Source organism: Bacillus sp. USDA818B3_A (genome assembly GCF_009928415.1).
GTDB lineage: Bacteria > Bacillota > Bacilli > Bacillales > Cytobacillaceae > Neobacillus.
Genome location: NZ_JAABNN010000006.1, coordinates 114,355 through 135,359 on the forward strand (window position 1 = coordinate 114,355; position 21,005 = coordinate 135,359).

Consider the following 21,005-nt stretch of genomic DNA (forward strand, 5'->3'; position numbering starts at 1 on the left):
TGCTGGTTTTAATGGTCTGTAAAACTAAGAAGCCGTCGCTCCCCCGTCAATTAGGAAATCTATTCACTCATGGTATTGGTCATTCATGATAGCAGAACTTGTAACGAGTTCTACTATATTGTCGTAAGCCACTCGAATAGATACCCAAAGCATTAATAATCCGATAATAACAGTAAAAACTCCATCTAAAAAATGGATTTTTGTAATAGATGTAACTATCACCGCAATCATCGCTAGAATAGCACTGGTAACTGAAACAATATCTTCAAAGAAGATAAACCTCGTTGGTGGAGCTGCTTTACTCACATTTTTAAAAGCGTGAAGCACAAATTTGAAACCCTTATCAATTACCCTGGAATCTTCATTTATTTCTCTAATAGCTTTTAGTAAGACAGCACCATCAATAACCAGATTTAGAACTAAGATCAAAACATTAATGACTAGACCTCTACTGTGTTCAGGAGGGTGCCATAATAAATGACATCCCTCATCTATCGTTTCATATGCCATGGTTAAGACAACCAACGCGGCAATGATACTAAATATATTGTTCAAGGATTCAAATCCATTTGGAAACCGTTTTGTCGGTTTCCTTTGTGAAAAAACACTACCCATAAAAATGAAACCTTGGTTCACTGCATCCCCGAATGAGTGCATAGCTGCTGCATACATAGCCCCACTTCCACTAATTGCTCCAGCTATAAACTCTATAACTGCAATAAGCATATTTCCTGTCATAGCTAGTGCTGAAGATTGGTTACCTTTTTTAATGTACTTAAACACCTGCTTGATTTCCATACGCTATGTTTCCTCCCCACTTATTTGTTTTATCTTGTCCGAATAAAGTGGGAAATATTGATAAAAATAACCTTTTATTATTTTTTTAAAAATCCAAAAAGACCATCGTAATCGATGATCTTTTTACTCGCTCTGCTCCTATGTATCTAGAATGTAACCTATTCAAATATCGAAAATGTAACTTGGTATTATTTTATTAATTATTCTTTTTTCATCTCTTATTCCTACTCTTTTATTCTGTCCACCAAGAGGAGATAGGAATGGAGTATTTCTCATCTAATGGAACTGTTTCGCCAATTTTAGGAGCTATCATACTTACTCCGTATTTCTCTGACGCTTTTAATGCTCGTTCTATTGGTTCTGTCCAACCATGATAAGCAAGCGTAAAAGCTCCCCAGTGAATTAACATCATATTTTTACCTTTTGCATCTATATGAGCCTGAACAGATTGTTCAGGTGTCATATGAACCCAAGACCAACGCCGGTCATATTGTCCGCCTTCTATTAAAGTAAGATCAAAAGGTCCGTACCTCTTCCCTATCTCCTTAAAATGTGTATCATACCCGCCATCTCCGCTTGTATAGAAACGTGTCTTGCCTCCAAGAATGACCCAGCCGCCCCAAAGGGTGGAATTCCTATTTAACGGTCCTCTCCCAGAAAAGTGTTTGGAAGGTGTGAATGCAACAGTTAGGCCTTGAAACTCTGTTTCTTCCCACCAATTTAGTTCTGTTATTTTATCTTTCTTAACTCCCCAATCGATCAAGTGTGCACCTACACCCAGCGGAACGAAGAAATGATTGACCTTGTTCTTTAATTTTTTAATAGATGGATAATCTAAGTGGTCGTAATGATCATGAGTAATAAAAACAGCATCAATCGGCGGCATTTCATCAATAAGATGTAACAGATCTTCACTGTAACGTTTGCTTCCTACGAAAGAAACAGGTGAAGCAATGGGGCCTAGCATGGGATCTACAAGCATCTTTTTGTTATCAATACTAAGTAAGAAAGCAGAATGCCCAAACCAAGTTAAACTATCTTCCCCACTTTTTATTTTGGTCCAATTGGGTTCGGAAAAAGGAATTTGACCTTGAGGATTACGGTCTTTAGCACCTGAAATATTTTCCTCAAGCATGGAGAAATAATCAGTTGCACTCATAGTTAACTTTGTTGTTTCTGGATTGATAAATTTACCATCCATATAATTCTCCAAATGACTAAATTGCTCTTTTTGTATTTTGCTTGGGTTGCCTCCGAAAACTGGATTTAGGTTTATAAACAATAATATGAAAACTAGTACTACAACGAAAAAAATTAATAAATAAACTATCACTTTTTTTATAACCCCCTCCTCCCCATTTTACATGAACCATTGCATATTTAGCCAAAAACTGATAGAGACTTCTAATCTAAACACATTTCACTTAGCATTAAACGGTAAAAAAGAAGGGTGTACAAATAATACATCCTTCTGATTAGGGCTTTTGTTGGGCGAAAAATTTTCGTGGATTGGTTCGTCCATTATTTAATACCTGTTTACTTTAATTTCCCGCCAAATACAGGGAAGAAGCTATGCTCACCATAATTTTGGATGTGCTCTAAATTCTTCAAAATCTCCATATCTGCATCGCTGATAACAAAATCAAGCTCTGCATTATTTCTCATGTGATCTGGATTTGCCGTCTTAGGAATTACCACCATACCAAGCTGGATAGCATAACGCAGGCAGGCTTGAGCAACAGATACCCCGTACTTTTCAGCTATTACCTGAACCTCTGCATTATCGAGAACTGCACCGTGGGCAATTGGTGAATATGCCTCTACCAGGATGTCATTCCTCTGGCAGAATTCAATTAGTTCCAAAGGAGTATTGCTCACATGTGCCAATATCTGATTGACCATAGGCTTGATCTCACAGCTTGCAAGAATATTCTCTATATCATCCTGAAGAAAGTTAGAAAGGCCGATTGCCTTTACCTTGCCTGCCTTATAAGCATCCTCCAAAGATTTCCACACTTCTTTGTTTTCCTCGAAGTAACGGTTCTCCTCACGGAACTCCACCCAAGGCTGTGGACTGTGAATAATCAAAAGGTCAATGTAATCCAGTCCCAATTTTTCTAAAGAATTATCTATAGACTGCGTAACGGCATGATAGGTCTTTGCTTCTGCTGCAACCTTTGTCGTAATGAAAAGTTCTTCTCTTGCGACACCGCATGAACGGATTGTTTCACCTACACCTGCTTCATTCATATAAGCTTGAGCTGTATCAATATGGCGATATCCGATAGATACCGCATCACGGACTGCTTGTGCTGCCTGTGTATCGTCAAGCAGCCAGGTACCAAGACCTAATTTTGGAATTTCTACACCATTTGATAATTTGAAAGTTTCGTTAAACATGCCTTTGTCTCCTTTGTATAGTTATATTTTTTTAGTATCTTGATTAATTTTCTGATATTATTTCATTCACACAAGCCAGTGCATTCAATGTTCTTGGAAAACCCATATATGGCAGACAATGTGTGATGGCGGTAATCAATATTTCCTTATCATTGCCCACATTTAAGTTTCCCTGTACATGAGCTTTCACTTGACCTTCAGCGCCACCCAGGCTGCTTACGATGCAGAGTGTCAACAACTCCCGTGTTTTCAAATCGAGTCCCTTGCGAGTGTAGAAATCTCCGAAGCAAAAAGCAGAAAGGTATTCCTGAATTTGCTTTTGATTTAATGGGGCAGCCTCTTGCATTTTCGCGATTACATCACCGAAAATTTCTACTTGTACTGCAAGACCCTTCTCAAAACGATTATCTTCATCTACTGTCTTTTGGCTTTCAATTGGTAATGGGATATTCCTTGATTTGAAAACCTCATTGACTTCGTTGATGGCGTTTAATGTTTTCGGAAATCCAATGTACGGAGCACACTGGTAAACAGCTTCTTTAATCTCAACAGGTGTAAGCCCGACGTTTAATGCTGCAGCTACATGCGCCTTCAGCTGCGGTAACGTCTGGTTCGTGGTGAGCACAACCAGAGTGATAAGCTCACGCTGCTTGTCATCTAACTGACCTTGGTAAAAAACTTCTCCAAAAATAAAACGGCTAAGAATGTCCTGAAAATCAGGATCGGTAGCGTATGCGGCTGGTACTCCATTACCAAATAGCTGGTTGTATTTTTCTGTGCTCTTTTCAACACGGTCCATAAATATGCCTCCTGTTAGAAGTTTGTTTACTTTTATTATTTCAAAAAGAAACTCAACTTTCTGCTTGTAAAAATTAATATTGATTGATTAATCAACATCTGTTTATAATTATAGAAAAGCCATTCATACTTTCAATGGTTAAATTAACTCAATTCGTTGATTACTCAACAAATCAATTAAAATTGTTGATTATCTTTCGAAAGATTGGTGAATGAAAATGTCTAAAGTAGATAGAAGAATAGCTAAAAGCCAAGTTGCTATAAAAAATGCGGTAACTGAACTGATGTCTGAAAAAAGTTTTGACGACATTACCATTCAGGATATTGCTGATAGAGCAGATGTGAATCGAGGAACGATTTATCTTCATTACACTGATAAATACGATTTATTGGATAAGATGATTGAAGAACATATGGACAATCTTAGGGAACTTTGCCAATCGGCATCTGAGATGACGTTTCAAGAAGGAAATTATGTCTGGTACGAATACTTTGAGCGTAATTATTTGTTTTTTTCAACGATGTTGGCGAGTAAAGGTGCGCCCTATTTTCGTAGCCGTTTTCTTGATTTAGTAGTGGAAGAGTTTAAATCCGAAGTGGATATAGCGATAGGAAAAAACAAAGGATTAAATCAAGAAGTGATTCTACAATTTTTTGGTTCAGCGGTCGTTGGATCAGTAGAATGGTGGTTTAAGAATGAGATGCCTTTGTCAGCCCGTATCATGGCTGAACAAACAGGGGAATTGTTAGATAGAAACCTAGAATAATTAAACAACATGGCAAAAAAATAAAAAAGGCTAGGGAAAAATTCTCTAGCCTTCTTCAACATAACTTTAGTTTAATTGATTGATAATTAAATATTGCTGATTTCTTTGGAAGTGGCTACCAGTTTGTCTTTTTTAATTAAGACGCCATTGAAGAGGACGGCCAGCAAACTTGATGTAAAAATAATGATACCTAATGGTAACGCAGAAAATTCACCTGCCATTCCCACTAACGGGGAAGCAATAGAGCCAAACAAAAATGGAAGGATTCCTAGCAGTGCGGAAGCAGTTCCTGCAATATGTCCTTGGGATTCCATTGCTAATGTAAATGACATCGGTCCTATGATACCGTTTGATGAATTGAATAAGAAGAGTGAAATAACTAGTGCAAATAACGGTCCATGGGTTAGAACTACAACCAAAACTGCAAGACTGGCAATAAAAGCACACCACAATCCAATCAAGAAAATAGTACGTGCTTGCATTCGTCCTGCCATGAATTTCGTCATCTGGGAAGCTAGCACTAAACCAATCCCATTCAAGGAAAATAGCAGCGAAAACACTTGAGGTGAAACTCCATAAATATTTTGGTAAATAAAAGGACTTCCAGAAACATAAGCAAAGATTCCTGCAAATATGATTCCTGATACAAGGGCATACCCCATAAATGTTTGATCGAGAAATAACTTTTTATAGTTGTTATATAACTCGCTAAAGTTACTCTGTATCCGTTTTTCAACTGGTAGCGTTTCTTTTATCTTCCAAGTTGTTATGATGGTTAGGTATATTCCTAATAGTGCGGTGAAGATGAACACACCGATCCATGAGGTAAAAGATGTGACCACACCTCCTGCGAGTGGAGAAAGTAATGGCGTAACACTAGCAATGGTTGTGAGGAGTGCAAAGAACTTGGTTAGCTCCACCCCACTATATAGATCACGAACGATAGCACGTGAGATAACGAGTCCAGCAGCAGCGACAAATCCTTGGATGAATCTTACTGCTATGAAAGTTGCAATATTTGGTGCAAAAGCACAGCCTATAGAGGAAATAAAATACAGGAGCATAGAGACTAACAACGGTTTACGTCTTCCGTGGACATCACTTAAAGTACCCATTACAAGTTGACCTATGCTTAATCCTAATAAACTTGCAGTTAAGCTTGTCTGAACCATAGATGCGTTTGTTTCAAAGGACTTCATAATTTGGGGGAAAGATGAAAGGTACATATCGACGGTAAACGGCCCTAACGCACTAAATACGGCTAACATCAAGGCAAAACCCAGTTGATTTTTATTAGAATTTATACTCAGCATGACCACTCCTTTAATAAGACAATTAACATCATTGATTGATAAAACAACATCTGTTTATAATTATAAAGAGAAACAGGATGTCTTCAATGGATAAATTAACGCAGTTCGTTGTTTATTCAACAAAACTATTAAAATTGTTGAGTAAACAACGAAAGGATGGGTGACTTAAAATGTCTAAAGTTGATGGTGCAGTAACGGGGGCTTTATTAGATAGGAGTGTAGAATAAAACCAAACTTGGTTCTAAAAAAAATAGAGCAGTGTTAGTTCACTGCTCTTTGAAAAAGAATCCAATATAATCTTTGGTTTTTCTTACTCAATTTTTTATTTATCTTAATAGTCCATCACCATTTGTTTATCTTTATCTTGATTTAATATTTGAATATTAAATAACTGCTCATAATGGCCCTTTTGATTCATTAATTCCGCGTGTGTCCCTTGTTCAACAATTTCCCCATCTTTCATGAAGATGATTTCGTCTACATTCGTAATGGTCGATAAACGGTGTGCAATAATAATCGTCGTTCTATTTTTAGCTAATTTATCAAGCGATTCTTGAATCAAAGATTCAGATTCCAAATCCAATGCCGACGTTGCTTCATCCAGGATTAGAATTTGCGGGTTTTTGAGAAAAACTCTCGCAATGGCAACCCTTTGTTTTTGACCACCTGATAGTTTTACCCCTTTCTCCCCTATTTCTGTATCATAACCATTTGGAAGATTAAGGATAAATTCGTGGGCATTTGCTGCCTTCGCAGAAAAAATGACTTCTTCTTCTGATGCTTCTGGATTTCCTAATAAAATATTTTCTCGAATGGTACCGCTAAATAAAATATTATCCTGCAGCACCATACCAATATGCCTTCTCAGACTACGTTGAGTGACGTTATTAATGTCGATGCCATCTATGGTAAGATCGCCTTTATCAATATTATAAAATCGGGGAATGAGACTTATTAAAGAGGATTTGCCCCCTCCACTCATCCCAACAAGAGCAACTGTCCGGCCCGAAGGTATAGATAAATTAATGTTTCTTAATATATATTCGGATTCCTTATCATATCGAAACCATACATTTTGAAACTTAATATCACCAGTAACATTAACTAATTTTTTTGCGTTAGGTTCGTCTTGAACATCATAAGGGTGATTCCATAACTCCATAACCCGCTCAAGCGAAGCGGTTGCTTGTGTCAGTAAAGTAGATGAATTGACTAATCTTCGTAATGGACTATATATCCGATCTAAATAGCCAAAGAAGGCAACAAATGTCCCAATCGTAAGGTCACCTGTCGCTACTTTATATCCTCCATAGGCAATCACCAGTAATGGGGCGATATCAGTTAGCGTATTAATGATGGCATTGGTTAAAGCATTCCACTGGGTAACTTTCAACGCTTTAGAAAGGAAATTGCTGTTTCGAATATCAAATTGGTTCTGATCATACTCCTCTAATGTAAAACTTTTTACAACAGGAATCCCAGAAACCCGTTCATGAAGATAGGACTGAACATCCGCAAGGGATTGTGAACGCTGCTTTGTTAATAATTTCAGACGTTTATATAATTTTTTTACAGAAATTGCGTAAAGAGGCAGAATGGCAATCGCTACGAATGTCAGTTTTACATTCAGAGTAAACATAAAGCCTAATGCAATGGTGAGCGTGAAGATATCTAACCAGATATTCATCATACCCGTCTCAACAATGTTTTTTGTTTGCTCCACATCGTTCATGACACGGGAAATGATTTCTCCGGTTTTATGGTTTTGATAAAACCGAAGGGAAAGCTTTTGTAAGTGCCCATAGAGTTTATCACGGATGTCATATAAAATTCTGCTCGTAATTTCCTGAGCAAAATATTGACGATAATACTCAACTGGAAATCGAACGATAATAAATAAAACAGACGCAATTGAAATAACGTAAGTTAGCTGAAGAATCTTCTGACTTAATGAAAGTTTTGTCAGCAGAATGGAATCAACTGCATATTTCATAATTAATGGTAAGGTTAAAGGAATGCCAAACTTTATAACACCAATGAGCAAGGTAATGACTACTAACTTCCAATAAGGTTTTACAAATCTACTATATAATTTAAAACTGTTCATTTTTAACTCCCTCAAAATAGAAACTCATATCACAAAAAATTTCCTAATTACTTTTTTCATTACTCTACTATTTCCTGATTCGATTGTTTTCCACATACGTCATCAATCCTACTCCTCAAGATTTGATACGTCAAACAAAACATATTTCAAAACCCGTCCCTATACTAGTTTATTGTTTGTTTCGTAAATCAATAAAAATCTCCTTTAGAAAAAAAGATAGGTTAACCAATCGAACTGGCTAACCCATTTCTTATAAAAATATAAAAAGCTCTTTTACTTATTAAGTTGAGAAATTTAACTGCTCGCACTAGTATAATTCGCAAGGGCGAACTTCCAGAATCTGCGGGCCAGCCAAAAGAATATAACAGCCACAATTAGGGATGTGACGGTAGTTCCCCCATCCCATTTGCCTATTAAAGAACTTGCCGGTGTAAACGTAAGAAAAGCTGCCGGTAATATATAGGTTAAAACCATTCGCAGCACTCCTTTATACATAGTAATTGGGAAGCGAGTCGTTTCAAAGAAAGAATTAAATAAAAAAGATAAATCATCCATTCGAATCACCCAAAAGGCCGTGGTCATTAATAACATCCATAACGAATAAATAATTAACATGGCAGCCAGGATACTAACAAAAAAGAATCCTACGTCAAGAAAAGAAGGAATGAAATGTTTTTGGACAAGACCATAGATGATTAATCCAATTCCTAACAAGACATCAATCAGGCGCCAGAAGACTAGATGCCGCAGACTAACAAAAAACATGCTATCGACCGGTTTGGTCAGTACATAATCCAATGTTCCCATTCGAATATGTAAAAGAAGCCTTGGCATATTGGGGCGAAGAGCGAAATCAACTAATCCTTGTAATGTATTAAATATTCCAAGAAGAATCAATACATCTGCATAGGGCCAGCCGCCCAATTCATCCGTTTGATAAAAGAAAATCTGCACCATTAAGATCGAAACAATAATACCAAATAAACTTGAAAACAGATTTCCAACAAACTCGCTGCGATACTCGAGTTCCTCTACCAGACATGTTCGAAAAAATTCTTTAAATATACGCAGGTAACGCCTCATCTTATCCTCCCACCGCCTGATTTTTCTTTAGTCCAGCCTTCCATAACCACCCGATTGCAGCAATAAGCAGAACAGTCCAAATAAAAGAACCGATAAATCCTGCCATTAATGTTTGCGAATCGGCTGACTCCGTTAGAATTTCTAAAGGAAATCCGATCATATATCGATAAGGTAAGAAAGTACTGATCTCTTTCACAACCGGCGGCAAGAGAGAAAACGGGGCAATTCGGCCTGAAATAAATAAGGAAACAGTTTCAAACGTGGCATAGACCGCGGTTACTTTGGTCATCCAAAAACCTAAAATACCAAACATAAAACTAAACGCAAATCGGATAATCGCTCCAAGCAGCAACGCAACTAGAAAAAGTCCCCACTGGCTAAAGGATAAATGTAACTGAAGCGATGGAACAAAGAAGGATAAAACAATCCATAAAGGAATAAGCACAACTAAGAACAAACCTTTATAAACAATATTTTCAGCGATTGCCCAATGAATCGGATGAAAAGGCCGGACAATTTGATAGGAAAACGATCCTTCTCTGATTTGGCGATCCATTTCCCAGACGTCCCAAGCACTTGTCAAGCGCTCGACCATAATCAGTGAGACAAAATACAAAATAAACGTATCTCCCTCTTCTGGATAAATGTTCATCCATACCATCATAGTAATCAATGGCTGGACCATCGTACCAAACATCCAGACCAACGTTGAGAGTTGATAAGAGAACATTTCAACATACTTCATCCGTAAAATCGCCCGGTATTTAGTAATCATGTGACTCCTCCTGGAAAGCTAAGGTAATCACTTCTTCCATCGGCGGATCTTGGATATTGAGGTCATTAATTTCAAAATTAGCCAGTAGTGCTGATGAAACAATCGGTACACGATCCCTAGCTACGCGAAGGGTCAATTTACCATCTTCAAATGAAACCACTTCACCGAACGCCTCCCATTGACCAATTGAGTCAGCAGGAAGACGCACCTCTAACAATTTGTAAGGTGTCAATCTTTCTGTTAATACTTGTAATCCACCATCGTAAAGAAGTTTCCCGTGATTAATGATCAATACCCGCTCACAAAGTGCAGTCACATCACCCATATAATGTGAAGTTAAGAGAATCGTTGTTTGATGTTCACGATTATATTTAGCGATGAATTGCCGGACCTTTTCTTGTGTATCTACATCCAGACCGATCGTGGGTTCATCTAAAAATAGAATGGATGGCCGGTGTAATAGTGAGGCGGCCAATTCGCATTTCATCCGCTGGCCAAGACTCAAGTTTCGAACAGGCTTCCCAAGCAATGGGGCTAACTCTAGCAATTCAACCAATTCATCTAAGGTTTGGCGGAATACTTTTTCATCAATTTCATAAACACTTTTATTGACCAAAAAGGTTTCCATTGGCGGGATGTCCCAAATCAGCTGACTTTTCTGCCCCATCACCAAACTCATCATTTTTTTGTACTCATTCTGTTGTTCCTGCGGTTTAAAACCATTTACCTTAATACTCCCAGAAGTAGGATGCAGCAATCCTGCTAACATTTTAATGGTGGTTGTTTTTCCCGCACCATTGGGACCTAAAAACCCTACAATTTCGCCTGTATTAATGGTAAAGGACACGTCCTTTACCGCTTGAACGGTTTCGTACTCCCGTTTGAATAAACTGCGTAACGCCTCCATAGAGCCTTCTTTCCTCACATGGACGCGAAAGGATTTAGTTAAATCTTGAACTAGGATAGACATGGTTCCTCCAGTATTTGAAAAATAATCATACTCTATTAGTATAGTTTTTGAAATTGTTGTAGTACAAGAATAAAATATATGAATCTCTTAAAAATTATTGGTAATATTTATTTTGTTTTGTAACAGTATTAAAAATCCCCATTTCTAATAGGAAAGAGGGATTTTTTTCAAGTGAGCAGCAATTTTAGAATAGAATTTGATTTGTTAGTGAGTAGATCGGGTTTTCATTTGTACAAACGTATAGTTTGCCATCGCCTGAATATCCTTGTACTTGGACTTTTTATCTGACTTCATGACAACAGAGATCACTTCCTTGTTGCCCTTTTTTAAATATTCAACCAGCGTATGCTGAGCTTGATCTGTAAACCCTGGCTTTCCAGCGATGACATGGGGATTGCTGAGAAAATTTATTAAATGACTAATGGTTCTGTCTTGCCTGCTTGTATGAACTTCTGTTACTTGAGCAGACATCACATTTAAAACATTGGGATGGTTAATGGCTTCTTTTGTAATAAAAGCCATATCATACGGAGTGGAATAATGGCTGGGATGATGAAGACCGCTAGGTGTGATAAAATGGGAATTCTTTAGCCCCCATTGCTTCACCTTTTGGTTCATAAGTTCTGCGAATCCTGGTTCGCTTCCAGCGACATTTTCTGCGATAACGACAGCCACATCATTCGCACTTAACAGCAATAAAGCTTTCATTGCGTCTTGTTTGGAGATCCTTTCTCCTGGTGTAAGCCCAAAACAAATGCATTCTTGATTGGCAGCATTTCTGCTGACCGTCAACATTTCCCCATCCTTCATGCGTTCATCTAAAATAGTGGCTGTTAATACTTTCGTCATACTTGCAGGAAACGCTCTCGAATGGGCATTTTTGTTGTAAAGGACCTCCCCAGTTAAGGCATCTATCGCCACTCCATACTCACCCGCAATTTGCGGAACTTCCATTTCCGCTGTACTTACCTTTATTGAGAAAATTGCATTCATTACAAAAAGGGCTATGAGGCTTGCGATAAGGATTTTCTTGATGTTTGCCATGATGTTCCTCCAGTTTAATATCCGCAATTCTTTAAAATGGCTTTGCCGTTTTATTTTGTTCCATTTTTTCCAGAAATACTTAAGTTTTGTTTTAATCAATAAAAAGAAGACCTCCAACCCAAATGGTTGAGGTCTTTAAAAATACGTTTACGTATTTCATGGTTTCTTTTTATTTGTCCATTGCAAGGATCCTGTTCACAGAGGCTGGCTATCCACAATAGTTTTTTTGTATTCCTCTTCTAATTCCGTTAAAGACCAGAGCGAAAAATCCTCCTCTTTATAAAAGTGATTAAAGGTATGCAAATGATTAATTAAAGTTTTTCTTCTTTGTTCCACAGCTTTACGAAGGAAATTACCCACACCCGCCACCCCCTTTCCCTTCCATTGTTTACAAGCATTAGAAGAGTTTACTTAGTGATTCAATCCTCCAAATTAGAGTCCTTTTTGGCAAATCCACCATCACTAAAAACGTTTTCGTCCCCCTCCAACCAGATTTAATCCGTCAGCAGAAAGCGCTTCCTATTTCATATTAGTGAGTAGTAACGAATCTTTCATTACGTCTATTGGATACCCAACTTGGACCGATTGAAACTGATAAAATTATTCTGGTTTTTTCAATAAATCCTATAAAGATAAAAAACTTAGTTGACCCACTATACAAAGTAAACTAAGTTCAGTATAATAGGAATGTAAGCGTAAATACTTTTTTATAGGGAGCTATTATTATGGGGAAAAACTCAAAACAGAATGAACCTTTAGTAACACATATTTTTACAGCAGATCCTTCTGCACATGTCTTTGATGGCAAACTATATATTTATCCTTCTCATGACCTTGATCATGATGGTCCTTCAAATGATAATGGAGATCAATATGCAATGGAAGATTACCATATTTTATCAATGGATGATGTAGACGCACCGTGTATAGATAACGGAGAAGCGCTTCATTTAAAAGATGTACCATGGGCAAGTAAACAGATGTGGGCACCTGATGCTGCTTATAAAAACAATACCTATTATTTATTTTTCCCTGCTAGAGATAAAGATGGTATTTTCAGACTTGGCGTGGCATCAAGCACAAATCCAGCAGGACCTTTTAAAGCCGAAGAAAATTACATACCGGGCAGCTTCAGTATTGACCCAGCTGTGTTAGTAGATGAAGATGATAGAGCTTACGTTTATTTTGGCGGCCTTTGGGGAGGACAATTGGAAAAATGGCAGACGGGAACATTTAACCCAGATGCTGAAGGACCGGCTCCAAACGAACCTGCACTAGGACCAAGAGTCGCAGAGTTAAGCGATGATATGCTGACTTTTAAAAGTGAACCGAAGGAAATTTCAATTGTAGATGAAAACGGCAATCCGATCCTTGCAAGTGACGAAGACCGAAGATATTTTGAAGGTCCATGGGTTCATAAATACAATGGACTTTACTATCTATCCTATTCAACTGGAACCACTCATAAAATTGTTTATGCGGTTAGTGAAAATCCACAAGGACCATTTGAGTTCAAAGGAACGATTCTTACACCTGTTATTGGCTGGACTACCCATCATTCAATTGTTGAGTTTAATGATAAGTGGTATCTGTTCTATCATGATTGCTCATTGTCAGACGGTGTCAACCATAAGCGTTCTGTGAAATTCACAGAATTAAAATATAATGAAGACAGAACCATTCAAACGATTGATCCTTATGGTGATAAATAATTAGGATGAAGGTTGACTCTCAAAAAGCTTTGAGGTCAGCCTTCTCTCGTTTAGGGAATATCCACTGTTGAATTTGAATAGGAAGCTACTGCAAAATAACGACAATAGGTTACTTTATTCGGATGTATCAGCTTTATTACTACTAGTGGAATTTGATACATCCGATTTTTTAGCGCCTTTACTAACATAAGGTTTGGCGCTCTTAGCTCGGTTAGCACTAGCTTTCCACCGATTCCATCCCTTTTTTCCTGTTCCTCTGCCCGTTCCGCCTTTACCCTTAGTTTTATTCATATAATCACTCCAATATTATATACGGTTTTGTTTTGTCCATTTTACTTATCTTTTATCCAAGCACGATGCAGTATACCATACATAAAGATAAAAAGAGAGCAATTCTATTTTTTAAAATGATATTTCACCATGTTTTGAGTGTATCCTACTTAAAAAAGAGCCTATCCAATCGGCTAGGCTCAGAAATATGTTTTATAGTATCCAGTAGAACAGTAACTCTACTCACAAAAAAATCCATAAACATAGGTTTCCTCTGAAAAAACTAAATCTACTATCAATCATAAGATCCCATTGTTTGGAGTAATTCATTAGTTTGCGGTGAAACGTAAAGAGTTCGGCTTGGGAAAGCCACTTCTACTCCCTCTGCCTCTAAGATGCCCATGATGGCCAGATTGATTTCGTGCTTAATTTTCACGTGTTCTGCCCAAACCGTCGAATTTGTGAAAAAGTAAACTAGAATATCGAGACTGCTTTCATTATAATGATCGAATGCGACCATAATCGTATCCGGGTGAATGTCTTCATGGGTTCTCAACATATGTTCCATTTTTTCTACAACCCTTTTAATTTGTTCTTTGGTCGTTTGATAGTTTAATCCTAAGTGGAAAGTGATACGTCTTTTCCCCATCCGGCTCCAGTTAGTAATCGGCTCGTTGGCAAGGGTTGAATTAGGTACCGTTACAAGAGCTTGACTAAATGTCCGGACTTTCGTACTCCTAAAGTTAATGTCTTCTACTGTCCCCTCAACACTTGGTGTTAAAATCCAATCCCCAATCGAAAAAGGTTTCTCGGTGACAATAACCACGCCGCCAATGAGATTTCCAACCGCTTCTTTTGCAGCGAGAGCAAATGCCAGGCCGCCTAAGCCGAGGCCGGCTACCAGCCCATTGACGTCATAATCAAACTCTTGACCAATAATACTAATACTGATCGCAATCATAATCACACGGATGATTCTACATATGAAAGGAATCAGAATTAAATCAATCTTATTATTTAGCTTTTGATTCACACTTATTAATAAACCCGATGTTGGCGAAGATAAATTAAACAGTCCCCAAGTAATGAGAACAATCACCATAGAACGTAGAAATTTTAAAAATAAGACATTGTGCTGTTCCATAAATGGAAAGTAATCCATTGCAACATACAAACCTAAAATAATAAAGAACCAACCTAAAGGACGTTCAAACCCTAAACATATTTGAGTTATAAAATCTGTTGGTGTCTTCCTTGACAGTTTCAAGATCAATTGGAACACATACTTTGTAAATAGGTTTCTAAAAAGAATAAACAGTAGCAAAATTCCTATAGAAATTCCTAAATCTTTTAAGATGTCATAGTTTATCTCTGCCATTGAAAACCCCATTACAAACGAACTTAAAGACATTTTTAAAATACCTTCCCTCTTTTTACAAATACTTTTTTACATCATTACAACGCATAATAATAACTTTTTTACTAAGAGATTTGAATACATCAAAAGTCTCAGATTGATGGGTAGTAATCTCAAAGAAAGCTATGTATAGTAATAAGTTAATCATGCAATTCTTAAATTAAGATTAAAAAACCCATCGTCAACAAGAGACGACAGGTTTCACTTAGATGTTATCATTCTATTTAATCTTAACTTCTTCCCAATAATATTGAATTGCCTCTTTTCTTACAACCTCAGGACATTCCACTTCGTCTTCCCAATGATCGTAATTGTTCTCCCCATTGACATGCTGGATATCGACACTATAATATTTGTCTTTGTATTTGAAAATAATGACAACCATTTCGGAATAACCTGCATCATCGTTCCCAAGTTCTTGAACAAATTCCAGACCATAATTTTCATCGTTTCTACGTTCGGCAATAGAATCTAAAATAATATTTTTAGGAAACTTCATCGTTCTTGCTCCTTCGTTTTATTCGTTTTATTTTATCACCATTATCTGGTGTTCTGTAACCTCTTTGGGAGATAAAAGATTGTTCTTTTAATCACCATATTCATTATATCCATCTTATTTGAAATATCAATACTGTTTTCAAGTTATCTACTACTTTTTTACATGCTCTTAAAAACAATTTCACCTTATTGACATTTTTTCCATAACTTCAAATTATAGGCTTAAAGAAGGGCAAAGCCTGACATGCAAGCTTCGCCCCAATTTTTATGAAACTTTTTGAATATCAATCGTTCTTCCTTCTTTTCTCCACTTTTTAAATTCAGCTGTTGCTGTAAAAAGAACATCTGTGGAAGAGTTAAGGGCGGTTTCAAAAGAGTCTTGCAGCACTCCGATGATAAAACCTACTCCTACGACTTGCATCGCAACATCCCCAGGAATGCCGAACAAGCTGCAAGCAAGCGGGATCAGTAAAAGTGAGCCGCCTGCAACACCTGATGCACCACAAGCACAAATCGCAGATAATAAACTAAGGATAAACGCAGTAGGGATATCTACATGGATGTTTAATGTATGCACTGCTGCAAGTGTAAGAACAGAAATTGTAACCGCAGCCCCGGCCATATTGATGGTCGCGCCTAACGGAATGGATACAGAATAAGAATCCTTATCCAATCGTAAATCTTCACATAACCTCATATTCACAGGAATATTGGCGGCAGAGCTGCGAGTGAAGAAAGCAGTAATCGCGCTCTCCTTTAGACACTTAAAAACAAGCGGATATGGATTCTGACGGATATTAACGAACACGATGATTGGATTTACTACAAGTGCAACAAAGAGCATGCAGCCAATCAACACAGCCAATAATTTGCCATAGCTTAGCAATGAGGCAATGCCATTAGCTGTAATAGATTCGATGACTAGACCCATAATACCGAATGGAGCCAACTTAATGACCCAAGTAACCATTTTGGAAACCGCATCTGAAAAATTTGAAATCAACGTTTTGGTCGTGTCAGAGGCATTCTTTAATGCTAAACCAAGAAGAATGGCCCATGCTAAAATTCCAATGTAATTCGCATTAGAGATGGCACTAACAGGGTTATCCACCACATTCATTAGTAAGGATTTAAGAACTTCCGCCACACCACCTGGCGCGGTCACGTCCTCCGCGCTTTTGGCAAGGGAAATACTGACAGGAAAGATAAAGCTTACAACGACAGCAATTAAACCGGCTAAAAAGGTTCCTAAAAGATATAGGATAATAATCGATTTCATATTGGTTTGATGGCCTTTTTTGTGCTGCGCGATGGCTGACATTACCAGGAAGAGTACCAATACAGGTGCGATGGCTTTTAAAGCCCCTACGAATAAGGAACCCAGGATGACCACTGGCTTAGCTGTTTCTGGAATCGTTACGGCTAGTATGATTCCAACAATCAAACCGATAATGATCTGCTTGACCAGACTGATTTGATTCCATTTTTTAATTACATTTTTCAAAGATAGTCCCCCCTAGAAGTATAGATAAAAATACATCAGTCCAATGCCAATTTATATATGGTATATCGGCCTATTCCACTAGCTTGTTCGTACTAATGAAACAGAGAGCTGAACGTTTTTGTGATCCGAAGATAAAAATGTTCGGATTTTGTTATTTTATTAGATTTCTCTAACTTTTTACTATTATAATGAAAATATAAATATATTACAATATCATTTTACTTTTACTTCAATAATACTAAATATTTTTGATTGGTAAAACACGAACATTCGAAATTAAATTAATCGATCCTCCAAAATAAAATAAATAATATTAATTAAGCTAAAAATGATGTTCATATTAACGAAAAATTAATTTTATTTACAATATTTTATTATACTTGCAAAATTCATACATTTAAAGACATTCTTTATAAGAAAAACCCCTGAATAATTTGATTATTCAGGGGTTAGACACAATTATCCACTTTATTTTTGTAGTATTCTCTTGTCTTATAAGCCCTATCTTACTTTGCTGCTGTTGGACGAACCTTTGCCTTGTCTGACTCACCAGCAACCCGGTTGGCTGCCTCCCTGTCTTGGGCCATTTCCTCAACAGTCTTGATACGAAGTCTTGCAGCCCCTGTATTTTGTTTTGTTGGAATGAGATTACCAGAGGAAAGTCTCCCTTTTGCTTTTTCGATAGCCGCTTTATACTGCGGCAGCCATTTTTCCTGTGCTACCAGCATTTCATCAGTCAATTGCCAAATCTCCTTTGGATTACAAACCGCTCCTACTAGCGGGTCCATCATCATTGCTTGACGCAAGAGCATGTCATCTCCGTTAACGGCAGCTTCTACTGCAAGACGCTGAACGGAAATACTCACATTACATACGGCCGCACAACCTAACGGGAGGTCACCGACTCTTGGAATGCTAATCCCGTTACCATCGACGTAACCTGGTGCCTCGATAATCGCATCGTCCGGAAGATTTGAAATAACGCCATTATTAACGACATTGAAATGTCCGCGATACACCCTGCCAGTTTCTAAACCTTCAACAATATATGAACCGTGTTCTTCACTGCGGTTCTCCTGTTTATAAAGCAGGGCGGGATCCTTCATCCAATTCGGGAAATCAGTCTCAAACCAATTTCGGCTCTCCGTACAAATTCTTAAATAACCGCCCGTTTCGCCGTTGATCCAGCTGCCTAGGTCAATCCATTCTTTAATTTCTTCTGGACGTTTTCGGTACCATGGTAAATATTCACTTAAATGTCCATTGGACTCAGTGCTGTAATATCCGAAACGTCTAAGCATGTCGATGCGGACTTTTTCTGTTTGACTGTATTCCGGATGATTCTCAAACCCTTCGAGCAGCTTTCCAGTCATGTCCTCGCCCTTGTGTCTAACTTGGACATACCAAGTTTGGTGGTTGATACCGGCACAAACAATATCGACTTCCTTTTTTGTTAACCCAAGAACATCAGCAATTTGTTTATGGCCATGCTGGACACCGTGGCAAAGACCAATCGTTTTCACCCCGCCGTATTTATTGCACGCCCAGGTCATCATTGCCATGGGATTGGCATAGTTCAACAGCAAGCAGTCCTTCTCCGCCACTTCGCGGATATCTTTACAAATATTCAACATCTCTGAAATTCCACGCTGGCCATACATAATTCCGCCTGCACAAAGAGTATCGCCCACACATTGATCAATCCCATATTTTAGTGGGATATCCACATCGGTCTGAAAGGCTTCCAGCCCTCCAATTCGGACCACGGAGAAAATATACCTGGCATCTCTCAGGGCCTCCCGCCGATTTAAGGTGGACTGGATTTGGATGTCGAGCCCGTTTTCATTAATATCGCGCTGGCAAAGCTCAGTCACCATTTGCAGATTGTGCGGGTTGATATCAGTGAATGCCACTTCGACCTGTTTAAATTCTGGGACCGCTAAAAGATCTCGTAATAGTCCTCTTGTAAAACCAATGCTTCCTGCTCCGATAAAAGTAACTTTAAATGACATTAAGCAACTCTCCTTCAATAAAAGATTCTAAAGTGATTTTATCAGGATATTGGTTGTAAACGTTATCAAAATAGTAACTTCTGATAGTAGCAAATTTATAAAATCCTCACTTTCCCCCTGCTTTGCCCCAAGAGACAAATTCCTTTTGTAGAATGGCTGCTTTTCGATATTCTACAGGTGTCTGTTGTGTATATTTTTTAAAAAGAGAACTAAAATATTGCCTGCTGTTAATCCCAATATAATCCGATATTTCGATTAGCGGTATTTCCGTCTCAGCTAACAGCATTTTGGCCTTTTCCATTCTCACTGAAGTAAGATACTCCATCACTGTTAAACCGGTCTGATTTTTAAAAATCCGATGAAGATAGCCAGGATGAAGATTCACATCTGCAGCAATATCTTTCATCTGAATCTCACAATCATATTTCTCATGGAGAAAGGCCATTACTTTTTTTACATAAAGATTCGTTTGCTGCTGCGGTTCATTGACCTTGGCTTCAACTGCTAATCTCCCAATTCGAATCAAGAGTTCCGAGAGCAGCAGCTGCACCATTAATCGACTTTCTTTTCCACTTTCATCCATTTCCAAAACGAGATTTTTTAAGACAAAATAAACTTCATTCGGATCCTTTAAGAGAAGATAAGGAGCATTCAATTTTAACAGACGGGAAAATGCCTGATCTTCCTCCGCAAAATTTTTGATTGAGGGAAATATTCCTTTTTGATCCCGGAAGCGGAATTCAATATTCAGCATTCGGCAAGGGCTGCCCTTATCTACTGACAGACGATGTGGGACTTCGGCATCAATGACGATGAAATCTCCTTTTTTCATAAAAAGTGACTCACCCTCAGTTGCAACGCAGCAACGGCCCTCAATTACATACATAATTTCTACCTGATTATGGGCATGAAAAGGCATGAAATAGTGGTCCCACTGCTTATAGTAATAGGCGACAACTTCTGGAAGAAACTCTCCTGTAGTTAACGCAAGATCGTAAAGGCTGCTTTTTATCATTTTGGGCTCCTTGAACAAACATTCTTGTATTCTTTTTATTTTGACAAAAGCTGTCGTTATTCCTTTACCGAAAATGATCATTAAGGAAAAATTAAATATATCAACAAGAAAAAACAGCGCAAAAATTGCGCTGTTTTTGAAGTTTTTTAATTACCCCAATGATTTATGCAAAGCTTTTACCGTTATAATAATAAGCCGACTCCAAGAATACACTAAAAGCCACTTCTAGTTCAGGAATATCGATCGAATGAAGATGTTTTGTGATGATTGCAGCAAATTGATCCTGAATCTCCTGCCCGCGATCAAACCATTTGACCTCTATAAAAGGAAATGACTGAACCTCGTCTTTATTAAATACAAAAGTAGAATGAATGATTTCAAGGGAAAAATTGTCCGTTTCACACTCGCAAAGGTCGGCTAGTTCCTCTACTAATGACGTGCTTATTGTTTTTACTTGCTCTACTGTTATCCCTTTAAAAATTAATTGGGGCACATGTCATTCCTCCTGAATGTTGTTAGTCA

20 protein-coding genes are annotated in these 21,005 nt (G+C 37.8%); 2 read left to right on the forward strand and 18 right to left on the reverse strand.

Going from position 1 to position 21,005, the window contains the following annotated elements; genetic code table 11:
- Positions 1 to 63: 63 nt before the first annotated feature.
- The 4 genes from GXK58_RS13170 to GXK58_RS13185 all read right to left on the reverse strand — a co-directional run bounded on the left by GXK58_RS13170 (position 64) and on the right by GXK58_RS13185 (position 3,997).
- A complete protein-coding gene (locus GXK58_RS13170; RefSeq protein WP_160723543.1) occupies positions 64 to 798 on the reverse strand; it encodes a cation diffusion facilitator family transporter in 735 nt (244 codons plus the stop codon).
- A gap of 232 nt (positions 799 to 1,030) precedes the next feature.
- Complete coding sequence (locus GXK58_RS13175) at positions 1,031 to 2,128, reverse strand: MBL fold metallo-hydrolase (RefSeq protein ID WP_160723749.1); 1,098 nt, start codon at positions 2,126 to 2,128, stop codon at positions 1,031 to 1,033.
- 206 nt (positions 2,129 to 2,334) lie between these two features.
- Entirely contained in the window at positions 2,335 to 3,198 is an 864-nt protein-coding gene (locus tag GXK58_RS13180) for an aldo/keto reductase (RefSeq protein WP_160723545.1), read from the reverse strand.
- Between the two features lie 43 nt (positions 3,199 to 3,241).
- A complete protein-coding gene (locus tag GXK58_RS13185; RefSeq protein WP_160723547.1) occupies positions 3,242 to 3,997 on the reverse strand; it encodes a carboxymuconolactone decarboxylase family protein in 756 nt (251 codons plus the stop codon).
- 217 nt (positions 3,998 to 4,214) lie between these two features.
- On the opposite strand from GXK58_RS13185, the gene GXK58_RS13190 reads away from it, so the two are divergent.
- The gene (locus tag GXK58_RS13190) at positions 4,215 to 4,763 is read left to right on the forward strand and encodes a TetR/AcrR family transcriptional regulator (protein WP_160723549.1); all 549 of its coding nucleotides are present in this window, start codon (positions 4,215 to 4,217) and stop codon (positions 4,761 to 4,763) included.
- An 86-nt stretch (positions 4,764 to 4,849) separates the two neighbouring features.
- Here the strand turns inward: GXK58_RS13190 and GXK58_RS13195 are convergent, their stop codons facing one another.
- The 7 genes from GXK58_RS13195 to GXK58_RS13225 all read right to left on the reverse strand — a co-directional run bounded on the left by GXK58_RS13195 (position 4,850) and on the right by GXK58_RS13225 (position 12,415).
- Entirely contained in the window at positions 4,850 to 6,076 is a 1,227-nt protein-coding gene (locus GXK58_RS13195) for a multidrug effflux MFS transporter (RefSeq protein WP_202171362.1), read from the reverse strand.
- A gap of 331 nt (positions 6,077 to 6,407) precedes the next feature.
- Positions 6,408 to 8,183 carry an ABC transporter ATP-binding protein gene (locus tag GXK58_RS13200; RefSeq protein ID WP_160723551.1) on the reverse strand — a complete coding sequence of 592 codons (1,776 nt, stop codon included), beginning with the start codon at positions 8,181 to 8,183 and terminating at the stop codon, positions 6,408 to 6,410.
- Between the two features lie 294 nt (positions 8,184 to 8,477).
- Positions 8,478 to 9,266: an ABC transporter permease gene (locus GXK58_RS13205; protein WP_160723553.1), complete on the reverse strand. Its 789-nt coding sequence runs from the start codon at positions 9,264 to 9,266 to the stop codon at positions 8,478 to 8,480.
- Between the two features lies 1 nt (position 9,267).
- On the reverse strand, positions 9,268 to 10,041 hold the full coding sequence (locus GXK58_RS13210; protein WP_160723555.1) for an ABC-2 family transporter protein: 774 nt from the start codon (positions 10,039 to 10,041) through the stop codon (positions 9,268 to 9,270).
- The gene (locus GXK58_RS13215) at positions 10,031 to 11,011 is read right to left on the reverse strand and encodes an ABC transporter ATP-binding protein (RefSeq protein WP_160723557.1); all 981 of its coding nucleotides are present in this window, start codon (positions 11,009 to 11,011) and stop codon (positions 10,031 to 10,033) included. Before GXK58_RS13215 ends, GXK58_RS13210 begins: the two co-directional genes overlap by 11 nt.
- Before the next feature lie 204 nt (positions 11,012 to 11,215).
- Entirely contained in the window at positions 11,216 to 12,055 is an 840-nt protein-coding gene (locus GXK58_RS13220; RefSeq protein ID WP_160723559.1) for a D-alanyl-D-alanine carboxypeptidase family protein, read from the reverse strand.
- A gap of 195 nt (positions 12,056 to 12,250) precedes the next feature.
- Positions 12,251 to 12,415 carry a hypothetical protein gene (locus tag GXK58_RS13225; RefSeq protein ID WP_160723561.1) on the reverse strand — a complete coding sequence of 55 codons (165 nt, stop codon included), beginning with the start codon at positions 12,413 to 12,415 and terminating at the stop codon, positions 12,251 to 12,253.
- 365 nt (positions 12,416 to 12,780) lie between these two features.
- Between GXK58_RS13225 and GXK58_RS13230 the strand changes: the two genes are divergently transcribed.
- Positions 12,781 to 13,767: a glycoside hydrolase family 43 protein gene (locus GXK58_RS13230; RefSeq protein WP_160723563.1), complete on the forward strand. Its 987-nt coding sequence runs from the start codon at positions 12,781 to 12,783 to the stop codon at positions 13,765 to 13,767.
- 114 nt (positions 13,768 to 13,881) lie between these two features.
- Here the strand turns inward: GXK58_RS13230 and GXK58_RS13235 are convergent, their stop codons facing one another.
- From GXK58_RS13235 to GXK58_RS13265, 7 genes are all read right to left on the reverse strand, one after another.
- Positions 13,882 to 14,058: a DUF3934 family protein gene (locus GXK58_RS13235; protein WP_160723565.1), complete on the reverse strand. Its 177-nt coding sequence runs from the start codon at positions 14,056 to 14,058 to the stop codon at positions 13,882 to 13,884.
- A gap of 274 nt (positions 14,059 to 14,332) precedes the next feature.
- A complete protein-coding gene (locus tag GXK58_RS13240) occupies positions 14,333 to 15,415 on the reverse strand; it encodes a mechanosensitive ion channel family protein (RefSeq protein ID WP_160723567.1) in 1,083 nt (360 codons plus the stop codon).
- Between the two features lie 259 nt (positions 15,416 to 15,674).
- On the reverse strand, positions 15,675 to 15,953 hold the full coding sequence (locus GXK58_RS13245; protein WP_160723569.1) for a hypothetical protein: 279 nt from the start codon (positions 15,951 to 15,953) through the stop codon (positions 15,675 to 15,677).
- 264 nt (positions 15,954 to 16,217) lie between these two features.
- Positions 16,218 to 17,456: a serine/threonine transporter SstT gene (gene sstT / locus GXK58_RS13250; RefSeq protein ID WP_160723571.1), complete on the reverse strand. Its 1,239-nt coding sequence runs from the start codon at positions 17,454 to 17,456 to the stop codon at positions 16,218 to 16,220.
- A 506-nt stretch (positions 17,457 to 17,962) separates the two neighbouring features.
- Positions 17,963 to 19,468, reverse strand: coding sequence for an alpha-glucosidase/alpha-galactosidase (locus GXK58_RS13255; protein WP_160723573.1), 1,506 nt, complete (start codon positions 19,466 to 19,468; stop codon positions 17,963 to 17,965).
- Between the two features lie 106 nt (positions 19,469 to 19,574).
- On the reverse strand, positions 19,575 to 20,483 hold the full coding sequence (locus tag GXK58_RS13260) for a helix-turn-helix domain-containing protein (RefSeq protein WP_160723575.1): 909 nt from the start codon (positions 20,481 to 20,483) through the stop codon (positions 19,575 to 19,577).
- A gap of 163 nt (positions 20,484 to 20,646) precedes the next feature.
- Positions 20,647 to 20,976: a DUF1904 family protein gene (locus GXK58_RS13265; protein ID WP_160723577.1), complete on the reverse strand. Its 330-nt coding sequence runs from the start codon at positions 20,974 to 20,976 to the stop codon at positions 20,647 to 20,649.
- Between the last annotated feature and the right edge of the window lie 29 nt (positions 20,977 to 21,005).